A 10941-nucleotide genomic window follows, 5' to 3' on the forward strand; every position below is an offset into this window, starting at 1 on the left:
GGACCATCTCCGGTGATGGGATGTCACACATTACTGTTCGGCGGACGACCGCAGAAGACCTTTCAACACCCTTGAAACACAGTTGTTACAAAGTGTTTCGCTGTGTGGAGGGCTTGCTAAGCCTCTTCGGGTAGGCCAGCCCACCAGCCGACGACGTGGCCGATGTGGCGGTGCATGAGCTCGGCAGCCTCATCCGCCTTGCCGGCCTCGAGCAGCACGAGGAGGTCGGCGTGCTCGCGCGCCGAAGCGGTGAGCTCTTCGGACCCGAGCATCTCAGTGAGCCCCGTGAGCCTCGTCTGTCGCCGCAACGCGGTCACTATCGACACGAGCCGGTCATTGCCAGACAGACTGAGCAGCCGCTCGTGGAACTCGATGTCGACAGCGAGATACAGAGGCAGGTCGCCTGCCGCCGACGCGGCGTCGATCCGCGTCGCCAGGTCACGGAGCTCGGTCCGAGGTGCAACAGGGAAATCGGCAGCGAGCTCCCGGACGACGGGCACCTCGAGCATCTGCCTGACTTCGACGATCTGCCGAAGCTCCTCCACAGAAACGTGCGTGACGCGGAAGCCCTTGTTCCGCACGGGCTCCACGAAGCCCAGCTTCTCGAGGTTCAGCATGGCCTCGCGAACCGGAGTCGCCGAGACCTCGAAGCGTGCCGCGAGCGCCGGCACGGAGACGAGGGTCCCCGCCGCGAGCCCGCCGGACACGATGGCCGCGGCGACCGAGTCCTCGATCGTGGCTCGCAGGTTCGACTGCTGCGCGGCCGGCCTGAAGTCCAACGCGTCGATCATGGGCACCCCGTTCATCGAGCTCACTCTGGTCGAGACGCGTAAGCTCACCTCAGCGGTGTCCATCACGCCCACTCACTAATGTGTCACATGTTCTGCCGTTGCGCCGTCAGAACCTTGTCGCGTACGGGTCCTCAGCGTCCCGCTCGACCCCGGATGACTCCGCAGCCCGAGCGAGGCCGGTGTCGCGAATGAGGCCCATCCCCAACGCACTCGGCTCGGGCGACGGCCGCCTGACGGCATCCTCGAAGATCTCGAAGTCGCGACGGGACAGCTCCAGCCAGCCGGCTCGCAATCGCTCACCCCAGTACCTGTCGTTGCGCGTCAGGTCGAGGAGCTCCCGCAGCGGGCGGATGGGCGCGGGTCGCGCCTCGCGCATCCACTGCACCTCTCGGCGCCACGGCGACGAACCCCGACCGCCAGCACGGTACGGCTCCTCGTCGAGCACGTACCCGGCCTGCACCACGCTGCGCATGGGCTCGCCGTCAGGGTTCGCCTCGCGCGGGCAGTAGATGACGACGCCGTCGGAGACCCCCATCTGCGCGACCCCCTCGAGCGCACCCCACGGGGCCTGCACGAAGCCGCCCTCGACCATCGCGAGGGCACGATCGAAGGGCTGCACGACGAGCCAGTAGCGGATGGCCATGGGAACGACGCCCGGCAGGGGTTGAGGCTAGGGCCAGAGGCCGAGGTGACCGATAGCAGTCCGCAGCACCTGGCCGCGCCCGCCCTCGAGCTCCTCGAGGAGATCGGGGTCGAGTGCCTGCTGCGGCGTCAGCCACGTGATCTCGAGCGCATCCTGGCGCGGGTTGCACTCCCCCGCGACCGGCACGATGAACTCGAGCGCCACCGCGTGCTGCCGCGAATCGAACAGACCGGAGCCTGGCATCGGAGAGAACTCCGCGACCGTGAACGGCGCGAGCGCCTGCGGCAGCGCAGGGAACGCCATCGTGCCGAGGTCCTTCTCCAGGTGCCGCAGCAGCGCATCCCTGATCGACTCGCCGTACTGCACCCGCCCCGACACGAACGAACGCGTCATGACGCCCTGGTTGTCCGCGCGCAGCAGCACACCGAGATGCTCGACCTTCCCCGCGGCGTCGACACGCACCGGGATGGCCTCGACATACAGCATCGGCACGCGACGCCTGACGAGCGCGAGCTCGTCGTCGTTCATCCAGCCGGACTCAGGATCAGGAGTGCGCACCGTCATGACCCCATTGTGGACCATGTATGTTTCCCGGGTGAGCACTGCATCCACAGGTATCGACCCCACGACACTCCTCTGGCGCGGCGGCGACGCCGAGACGGCGGCCACGAGCAGGGTTCCTCTGGTCGTGGGCCTGCACGGATACGGCGCGGACGGCACCGACATCCTGAGCCTCACCGGCCAGCTGCCGCAGGGCTACCGCTACGTCTCGGTGCCTGCCCCGCACATCCAGCCGGAGGGCGGGCGCGAATGGTTCCCGTTGCGCTTCGCCGACCCGATGACCGGGGAAGTCGCCGTGGATGCCGACGCGCAGCTGAGCCTCGAGCGCGGCGCGAACGACGCGGCATCAGCGCTGCTCGAGCTGCTCGACGGGCTCGGCGTCTTCACCTCAGGCGCGCCGATCGCCCTGCTCGGCTACTCGCAGGGCAGCATCGTCGCCATGCAGGCGCTCCGTCAGCGACCGGGCTCGTTCGCGGGCGCACTCCTCATCTCCGGGCTCGTCGCCGTCGGCACGCTGCCGGGGGATGCCGAGCTCGCCCAGACGCGTCCACCGGTCTTCTGGGGGCGCGGCGACGCCGACACCGTCATCCCCGCTCTCGCCGTCGAGCACACGGCGGCATGGCTCGAGGCCCACGCCGACGTCCAGAAGTACGTCGAGGCGGGCCTCGGTCACGCCGTGTCCGAGACGGAGCTGCCGCTCATGGCGGCGTTCCTCGAGCGGGTGCTCGAGTAGCTCTCGTCTCAGGCCGTTCTCGCTAGTCGTTCGGGATGAGCAGCCAGAGCGCCAGGTAGATGATGACCTGCGGGCCCGGGATGAGGACCGAAAGGACGGTGAGCAGGCGGACGACGAACGGCGACCAGCCGAACCGCTGCGCGATACCCGCGCAGACACCGGCGATCATGCGGCCCCGGCGGGGGCGGACAAGACGCTTCATGTGAGATCACTCCTTCAGAATGTGGTGCGTCCAGCTTCGCCCATCACGGCTGAATGATCGTCCTCCGCGGGGTTGATCCCGTCCTCCTGGAGGCTGATGTCGGTGGTGTGTGGTTCTGTTGTCCCCATGCCGAAATCGACCGCGCTGGATGCGTTCTCACCCGCCACGCGGGAATGGTTCCAAGGCGCCTTCGTCGGCCCCACTGCCGTGCAGGACGCATCCTGGCGCGAGATCGCCGGCGGCCACCACACGCTCGTCGTGGCACCGACCGGTTCGGGCAAGACGCTCAGCGCGTTCCTCTGGGCGATCGACCAGCTGGCCGCCGAACGCGGCGCGCAGAGTTCGGAGCCGAACGCCGAGCGTCGCACCCGAGTCGTGTACCTGTCGCCCCTCAAGGCCCTCGGCGTCGACGTCGAACGCAACCTGCACTCGCCGCTCGTCGGCATCACGCAGACGGCGAGGCGGCTCGGGGCCGTCGCTCCCGACATCCGCGTCGGCGTGCGCTCCGGCGACACGAGCCCCGCCGAGCGCAGGCAGCAGCTGCGCAACCCTCCTGACATCCTCATCACGACGCCAGAGTCGCTCTACCTCATGCTCACCTCCCAGGCGCGGAAGACGCTCACCGGCGTGACCACCGTCATCATCGATGAGGTGCACGCCGTGGCCTCGAGCAAGCGCGGAGCCCACATGGCGCTGACGCTCGAGCGGCTCGACGCGCTCCTCGACAAGCCGGCGCAGCGCATCGGACTCTCGGCGACCGTGCGTCCGCTCGACGAGATGTCGCGCTTCCTCGCCGGCAACGCGCCCGTCAAGGTCGTCGCGCCGCCGAGCACGAAGACGTTCAAGCTCGAGGTGCGCGTCCCGGTCGAAGACCTCAGCGACATCGGGATGACCAGGGCAGGGGCTGCCACGCCGACCTCCGCCGACGCATCCGGTGCCATCGGCGACGCCGACCCGTTCGCCGACTTCGAAGCGGGTGCCGCCGCGGGGACCCTGCGGGATCCGAAGGTCGACGCAGAAGAGAGCGGCTCGGTGTGGCCGCACATCGAGGAGTCCATCGCCGACCTCGTCGAGTCGCACCGCTCCACGATCGTGTTCGTCAACTCACGGCGACTCGCCGAGCGGCTCACGGCGCGGCTCAACGAGATCGCGGAGGAGCGCGCGGCGGTCGACGCCCCGTCGAGCGATCCCGCCCAGGACGACGCCCCGTATGGTGCCGCGGCACCCGGTGTGCGCTGGTCCTCCGGCGACCACAGTGCCAAGCCCAAGCCAGACCCGAAGCGGCCGCCTGCAGAGGCGATGGGACAGGCAGGCCAGTCCGCCGGCGCCCCGCTGTCGTTTGCACGCGCCCACCACGGCTCCGTCTCGAAGGAGTCTCGCGCCGAGGTCGAGAACGCGCTCAAGAGCGGCACGCTGCGCTGCGTCGTCGCGACCTCGAGCCTTGAGCTCGGCATCGACATGGGCGACGTCGACCTGGTCGTGCAGGTCGAGTCGCCACCGTCGGTCGCGAGCGGCCTCCAACGGGTCGGCCGCGCCGGGCACCAGGTCGGCGAGACCTCGGAGGGCACGATCTTCCCCAAGCACCGGGCAGACGTACTGCACTCCTCCGTGCTCGCCTCCCGCATGGTGGCGGGGCAGATCGAGCGGATGCGCGTGCTCGCCAACCCGCTCGACGTGCTCGCCCAGCAGACCATCGCGGCCGCCGCCATCGAGGACCTCGACGTCGAGGAGTGGTTCGACCTCGTCCGCCGCTCGGCCCCGTTCGCCTCGCTGTCGCGCCCCCTGTTCGAGGCGACGCTCGACCTCCTCTCCGGCAAGTACCCGTCCGACCAGTTCTCCGAGCTGCGGCCCCGCCTCGTGTGGGACCGCGATCTCGGTCGGCTCACGGGCCGACCGGGCGCCGCCCGGCTGGCGGTGACCTCGGGCGGCACCATCCCAGACCGAGGGCTCTTCGGGGTCTTCCTCGCCGGGTCCGAAGACGCCGACGCGCAGCGCGGCCCGCGCCGCGTCGGCGAGCTCGACGAGGAGATGGTCTACGAATCGCGAGTCGGCGACATCTTCGCCCTCGGCGCGACGAGCTGGCGCATCGCCGAGATCACGTTCGATCGTGTCCTCGTGACCCCCGCCTACGGCCAGCCGGGGCGACTGCCCTTCTGGACCGGCGACGCACTCGGACGCCCCTCCGAGCTCGGACAGGCCATCGGCGCCATCACCCGCGAGATCGCCGCCAAGGGACGCGTGCCCGAAGCGCTCTCGACGCTCATGGACGACAACGCCGTGCAGAACGCCGTCGCCTACGTTCGCGAGCAGCAGGACGCGACGGGGCAGGTGCCGAGCGACCACACGCTCATCGTCGAGCGCACTCGGGACGAGCTCGGCGACTGGCGCATCATCCTGCACTCCCCGTACGGCTCCCCCGTCCACTCGCCGTGGGGTCTCATCGTGGCCGCGCGCATCCGGGACCAGTACGGACTCGACGGCGGAGTCGTCGCGAGCGATGACGGCATCATCGTTCGCATCCCCGAAGGCGACGCCGAACCGCCCGGAGCCGAGCTGTTCGCCCTCGAAGCCGACGAGATCGAGCAGATCGTGGCACGCGAGGTGGGCGGCTCCGCGCTCTTCGCCTCGCGCTTCCGCGAGGCCGCGGCCCGGGCGCTGCTGCTCCCCCGGCTCAACCCCGGCAAGCGTTCCCCGCTCTGGCAGCAGCGACAGAAGGCGGCACAGCTGCTCGACGTCGCCAAGCAGTACCCGACGTTCCCGATCATCCTCGAAGCGGTTCGAGAGGTGCTGCACGACGTCTACGACCTCGACGCGCTGGTCGATCTCGCCAAGCGCATCGCCGGGCGCGAGGTCCGCCTCGTCGACGTCACCACGGAGCAGGCCTCGCCGTTCGCGCGAACGCTGCTGTTCGGCTACGTGGGCGCGTTCATGTACGAGGGCGACAGCCCACTCGCGGAGCGCCGGGCGGCCGCGCTGGCACTCGACACGAGCCTCCTGGCAGATCTGCTCGGTCGAGTCGAGCTGCGCGAGCTCCTCGACGCCAACGTCATCGCCAGACTCGAGGCTGAGCTGCAGCGCACGGCACCGGACCGGCGGGCCCGCGATGCTGAAGGCGTCGCCGACCTGCTGCGTGTGCTCGGGCCCATCAGCGTCGAGGAGATCGCCGAGCGTCTGCTCGGCGACGACCTTCGGGGCACCGACGAGCACGAGGCGCCGGCCGGCGAGCACGACGAGGAACGGGAGGAGAGCGAAGCGGCCGGCGAGGCACGGCCCGGCGCGAGCATCGAGGTCGCCGAGCAGTACGCGGCGGAGCTCATCAGCGCCAAGCGCGCCCTCCGTGTGCGCATCGCCGGCGTCGAGCGCATCGCCGCGATCGAGGACGCCAGCAGGCTCCGCGACGCGCTCGGGGTGGCACTGCCGATCGGTGTCCCCGTCGCCTTCATCGACCCCGTCGACGACCCGGTCGGCGATCTCGTCTCCCGCTACGCACGCTCGCACGGGCCATTCTCCGTCGCCGAAGTCGCAGAGCGCTACGGCACCGGGCAGGCCGTCGTGCGTGAGGCGCTCACCCGTCTCGAGCTGGCCCGCCGCGTCGTCGAGGGCGAGTTCCGCCCGGACCGCGAGGGCTCCGAGTGGGTCGACGAGACCGTGCTCAAACGACTGCGCGCCCGCTCCCTCGCCGCGCTCCGCAGCGAGATCGAACCGGTCGACCACTCCGCCTTCGCCAGATTCCTGCCAGCCTGGCAGCACGTCGGCGGCGACCTGCGCGGCATCGACGGCCTCATCACCGTCATCGACCAGCTCGCGGGAGTGCCCGTCCCCGCATCCGCACTCGAGACGCTCATCCTGCCCGCCCGGGTTCGGGACTACCACCCCAGCATGCTCGACGAGCTCACAACAGCCGGCGAGGTGCTGTGGCGAGGGCACGGAGCCATCGGCTCGAGCGATGGATGGATCAGCCTGCACCTGGCGGACACGGCGCACCTCACGCTTCCCGACCAGCCCGAGGGCGAGCCGGATGCGCGCGGCCGGCACCTCCTCGACGCGCTCGCCGGCTCGGGCCCCGGTTTCTTCCCCCAGCTGTCGAGGCACGTCCGCCTGATGCTCGAACCCGAGTCGATCAGCGACCGCGAGCTCTCCGACGCCCTCTGGGCGCTCGTCTGGCAGGGACGCGTGACCAACGACACCCTCGCGCCGCTGCGCGCCCTCCTCTCCGGTGGTCCCGGCTCCGCCAGCACCTCCGCGCACCGAGCCCCGAGCCGCGCCGCCCGCGGCAGGCTCTACCGCGGCCGCGTCGCCATGGCGCCGAGCGACTCCACCGGCAGCCCCACCGCATCCGCCTTCGCATCCCAGCGCCCCGCCCCCTCCCAGCCGCACACGAGCGGCAGATGGACCCTCGGGCTGAACGGCGTGAGCGACGCCACCGAGCGGGGCCTCGCCATCGGAGACCTCCTCCTCGATCGCTACGGCATCGTGACCCGGGGCAGCGTCATGGCCGAAGAGGTGCTCGGTGGGTTCGCCCTCGTGTACCGCGTCCTCGCTCGCTTCGAGGAATCCGGCAAGGCCAGGCGCGGGTACTTCATCGAAAAGCTCGGCGCCGCCCAGTTCTCGACGGTCGGCGCCGTCGACCGCCTGCGGAGCTTCACGCTCGAGCTCGACGCCGAGAAGCACTTCCAGACGCTCACGCTCGCCGCCACCGACCCCGCGAACCCGTACGGCGCGGCCCTCGCCTGGCCGGACGCCGAGGAGTCGCAGACCAAGCACCGGCCAGGCAGGAAGGCAGGCGGGCTCGTCACGATGGTCGACGGGGAGCTCGCCCTGTATGTCGAACGCGGCGGAAAGACGCTGCTCACCTTCACCGACTCGGACGACGTGCTCCGCGCGGCCGCCCGTTCGCTCGCCGAGACGGTTCGGCGCGCACGCATCCCGAACCTCGTGATCGAGCGCGTCGATGGCACGTTCGTGCTCGAGACGCCCCTCGCGAGCATGCTGCAGGAGGGTGGGTTCTCGCTCACGACCCGCGGACTGCGCATGCGCCCCGGCAATTGACCCCCAACACCACGACGGAAAGGAAACGAATTGGCAGCAGCACGCGGACGACGAGGAAACAGGACAGGCGGCACCGAGGCGAGAATCGAGGCTCCGTTCCTGCCGGAACTCGACGAGGCGCGAGCGGCGGACTTCGCGACAGCGCGGGTCCACGAGCTGCAGCACTTCGTCGACGTACAGGGTGAGGAGATCGACGCCGCCGGCGTGACCTTCTCCGAGTGCCGGATCGAGGGGCTCACCGCCCGCAGGCTCCTGCTCCACTCGGGCCGGGTGAGCGAGTGCGTGCTGGAGCGCGTCGAAGTGCCCGTCGTCGAGGGTCAGCGGCAGTCGTTCCGCTCCGTCTCGTGGACGGCCTCGCGTCTCGGCTCGGCCGACCTCCACGAGAGCGACTTCCAGAACGTCGAGTTCCGCGACAATCGTCTCGGCTACGTGAACCTGCGAGGCTCCACCCTGACCGACGTGCGGTTCGCGGACTGCGCGTTCGACGAGATCGACCTGGGTGGCGCCACGGCGAAGCGTGTCGCGTTCACGGAGAGCCGCACCGGCATCCTCGACGTCACGGGCGCACGCCTCGAGCACGTCGACCTGCGCGGCCTCGAGTTCTCGACCGTCACCGGTCTCGAGGGGCTCCGCGGCGTCACGGTGACCCCCTCCCAGCTCGACGCCCTCGCTCCCCACCTCGCGGCACACCTCGGCATCGAGGTGCGTGATGCCGGAAGGTGACACCGTCTACCGCGCAGCGACCCGCCTGAACCGCGCCCTCGCCGGCCGGCAGCTGACCCGCTTCGAGCTGCGGGTCCCGAAGTACGCGGCGCTCGACCTCACCGGGCTCACCGTGGAGGGGGTCGTGCCGCGAGGCAAGCACCTGCTGACGCGCATGGGCGAGCACACCTTGCACACGCACCTCGGCATGGACGGCAGCTGGCAGCTCGTGCAGCTCGGTGGGAGGTGGCCCCGCCCTGACTACCTCGCGAGAGTCGTCCTCGGCACCGCCGCCGGAACCGCCGTCGGTTTCGAGCTGCCGGTTGTCGAGATGCTGTCGCGCGACGACGAGGAGGATGCGGTCGGCCACCTCGGCCCCGACCTGCTCGGCGACTCCTGGGATGCGGCCCTCGCGGTGGCGAACCTTCGGCGCGAGCCGGACGCGGAACTGGCCGGCGCGCTCCTCGAGCAGCGCAACCTCGCGGGCCTCGGAAACGTGTACGTGACCGAGCTGCTGTTCCTGCGCGGCCTGCACCCGCACACCCCCGTCTCCGGGGCGGGCGACCTCGACCGGCTCGTCGAGCTGGGCCACAAGCTCATCGTCGCGAACCGTGACCGGGTGGAGCGGACGACGACCGGGGACCTGCGCCCGGGGAAGCGAACGTATGTCTACGGCAGGTACGGCAAACCGTGCTTGCGCTGCGGAACACGCATCCGCCGCGGCCTTCAGGGCAGGGAGCGCGTCGCGGCCTGGTGCCCCAACTGCCAGCCCGCGCCGTGAGCGCCGCGCCCGCACCCGCACCCGCACCCGCACCCGCTCCCTCTGCAGAGTTGTGGGTATTTGCAGCTCCGCTGAACACTGACGACGCTTTGCCACAACGCTGATCCCCGCGCGCACGTCATCCGGCAAGCCGCTCGGCTCGGAGCCGGTGCGCGTAGGACGTGAATGTCTCCAAACCGGCGGCCGGCTCCAGATCAGCCACCGTGAGGCGGACGTGACTCCAGCGCTCACCCTGGATCTCGCGACTGCGCGTGACATCGAGACGCCACTGGCGCTTGTTTTTCCGATGGCCGTCCCCGTCGTACTCGTACGCGATGCGCGCGCGCAGATCGGCGAGATCGAGGCGAGCGATCTTGCGCATCCCCGACATGAGCTGGAAGTTCACCGCAGGCTCGGGATACCCGGATTCCACCAGCACGAGACGTGTCACCGTCTCCCACGGCGACTCGACGCCATCCCGAAGCAACCCCGTGGCGGCTCGGAGTCGCGCCGCCCCCGCGCATCCCGCCCACGCGTCGACTGCCGCAACCAGCCGTTCCCTGCTCGTGAGCGCCCACGGCAGCGTGCGGCCAGGATAGTTGCCTGCTTCGGAGACCAGCGCGTCGCCCAACTGAACGAGTTCGCGCACGCTCAGGTCGCGTGCCAGCAGGCAGTACAGGAGCTCAGGTGCCGCGATGCTGGCGCCGCGCAATGCCTGGACGCTCCAGAACCTCGCCGGAACGGATCGCGCCGAGACGCCCCTCGCCCGCGGCGGATTTCGGCCTTTCGGCACGATGACATGCACCGTCGGGTCCCGAAGGAGACGGAGCGGCAGCGGAAGGCCGCAGAGACGCGCCGCTGAGACACCGCCGAACGCCCGAACGGCGGACATGATCGGCAGATAGCTGCGGTCGAGGTCCCGCATCCGCTCGGTGAGCGCCTCGAACTCATCGCGGGCGCCGTGGAGGCCGAGCAGGCGATCGATCTCTCCCGGAGCGCTCGGGACCTCTGGAACCCGCACGCCGTGAAAGGGCCTTCCCTCCGTCCGGTTCCTGAGGCGTCCGCGGGAGACGCCCGCGGCGCGAGCCTCCGCGACGCTGAACGCGGAGTACCGAAGCTCGCTCGGCAATGGGATGCGCGGCTCGCGTCCCGTTGCGCGCCCAGCGTCGTCGCCTCGTCGGCTGGCCTTGCCCGCACCGCTCCTGCTGCCTGCATCCACCGCTCGAGGCTATGAGGGTTCCGGGCGCTGAGACGAGCGTTCTCTCTGCTTGTGGAGAACCGCGGCGGTCCCGGTCCGACCCGCCGCGGTCCCGAGAGAGTTGTGGCGAGGTGTCGCTCTGCGGGGTCGCAGGAGCCTTCTCCCACAACGCTGATCCTTGCCCTGGCCGACGCTGCGCTGCCGCGCGAAACACAGGTATGGAGAAGTGCAGCTGCTCCGCAACGGAGCAGCACCTTCTCACAACTCTGCGCTTCAGGGGCGGGGGCGGGCGTGGGATGCGG

At 70.2% G+C, this 10941-nt stretch carries 9 protein-coding genes; 4 read left to right on the plus strand and 5 right to left on the minus strand.

Annotation, left to right across the window (positions count from 1 at the left end; translation table 11 throughout):
- Positions 1–116: 116 nt before the first annotated feature.
- The 3 genes from C5C17_RS14575 to C5C17_RS14585 all read right to left on the minus strand — a co-directional run bounded on the left by C5C17_RS14575 (position 117) and on the right by C5C17_RS14585 (position 1998).
- Complete coding sequence (locus C5C17_RS14575) at positions 117–806, minus strand: GntR family transcriptional regulator (protein ID WP_258066229.1); 690 nt, start codon at positions 804–806, stop codon at positions 117–119.
- 91 nt (positions 807–897) lie between these two features.
- Positions 898–1434 (minus strand): EVE domain-containing protein, encoded by a 537-nt coding sequence (locus C5C17_RS14580; protein ID WP_104254077.1) that lies wholly within the window; start codon positions 1432–1434, stop codon positions 898–900.
- A gap of 27 nt (positions 1435–1461) precedes the next feature.
- A complete protein-coding gene (locus C5C17_RS14585) occupies positions 1462–1998 on the minus strand; it encodes a DUF4916 domain-containing protein (RefSeq protein ID WP_104254078.1) in 537 nt (178 codons plus the stop codon).
- Positions 1999–2029: 31 nt separating this feature from the next.
- On the opposite strand from C5C17_RS14585, the gene C5C17_RS14590 reads away from it, so the two are divergent.
- Positions 2030–2728 (plus strand): alpha/beta hydrolase, encoded by a 699-nt coding sequence (locus C5C17_RS14590; RefSeq protein ID WP_179556209.1) that lies wholly within the window; start codon positions 2030–2032, stop codon positions 2726–2728.
- 22 nt (positions 2729–2750) lie between these two features.
- On the opposite strand, the gene C5C17_RS14595 is transcribed toward C5C17_RS14590, so the two are convergent.
- Positions 2751–2930, minus strand: a complete 180-nt coding sequence (locus C5C17_RS14595; RefSeq protein WP_104254080.1) for a PspC domain-containing protein — start codon at positions 2928–2930, stop codon at positions 2751–2753.
- A gap of 126 nt (positions 2931–3056) precedes the next feature.
- Here C5C17_RS14595 and C5C17_RS14600 point away from each other — a divergent pair, with 126 nt between their 5' ends.
- Genes C5C17_RS14600 through C5C17_RS14610 form a run of 3 tightly spaced genes read left to right on the plus strand, consistent with a single transcriptional unit; the run spans position 3057 to position 9462 of the window.
- Positions 3057–7979 (plus strand): DEAD/DEAH box helicase, encoded by a 4923-nt coding sequence (locus C5C17_RS14600; RefSeq protein WP_104254081.1) that lies wholly within the window; start codon positions 3057–3059, stop codon positions 7977–7979.
- Positions 7980–8009: 30 nt separating this feature from the next.
- A complete protein-coding gene (locus C5C17_RS14605) occupies positions 8010–8702 on the plus strand; it encodes a pentapeptide repeat-containing protein (RefSeq protein ID WP_104254082.1) in 693 nt (230 codons plus the stop codon).
- Entirely contained in the window at positions 8689–9462 is a 774-nt protein-coding gene (locus tag C5C17_RS14610; protein WP_104254083.1) for a DNA-formamidopyrimidine glycosylase family protein, read from the plus strand. Before C5C17_RS14605 ends, C5C17_RS14610 begins: the two co-directional genes overlap by 14 nt.
- Positions 9463–9580: 118 nt before the next feature.
- Here C5C17_RS14610 and C5C17_RS14615 read toward each other — a convergent pair whose 3' ends face one another.
- Complete coding sequence (locus tag C5C17_RS14615; RefSeq protein WP_104254084.1) at positions 9581–10660, minus strand: hypothetical protein; 1080 nt, start codon at positions 10658–10660, stop codon at positions 9581–9583.
- Between the last annotated feature and the right edge of the window lie 281 nt (positions 10661–10941).

It is taken from the genome of Pseudoclavibacter sp. RFBA6 (assembly GCF_002931575.1).
Classification (GTDB): domain Bacteria; phylum Actinomycetota; class Actinomycetes; order Actinomycetales; family Microbacteriaceae; genus Pseudoclavibacter; species Pseudoclavibacter terrae.

Coding starts and splice junctions, on each gene's coding strand:
- C5C17_RS14575 (WP_258066229.1), bottom strand. CDS start 806: ATGAACGGGGTGCCCATGATCGACGCGTTGGACTTCAGGCCGGCCGCG.
- C5C17_RS14580 (WP_104254077.1), bottom strand. CDS start 1,434: ATGGCCATCCGCTACTGGCTCGTCGTGCAGCCCTTCGATCGTGCCCTC.
- C5C17_RS14585 (WP_104254078.1), bottom strand. CDS start 1,998: ATGACGGTGCGCACTCCTGATCCTGAGTCCGGCTGGATGAACGACGAC.
- C5C17_RS14595 (WP_104254080.1), bottom strand. CDS start 2,930: ATGAAGCGTCTTGTCCGCCCCCGCCGGGGCCGCATGATCGCCGGTGTC.
- C5C17_RS14600 (WP_104254081.1), top strand. CDS start 3,057: ATGCCGAAATCGACCGCGCTGGATGCGTTCTCACCCGCCACGCGGGAA.
- C5C17_RS14610 (WP_104254083.1), top strand. CDS start 8,689: ATGCCGGAAGGTGACACCGTCTACCGCGCAGCGACCCGCCTGAACCGC.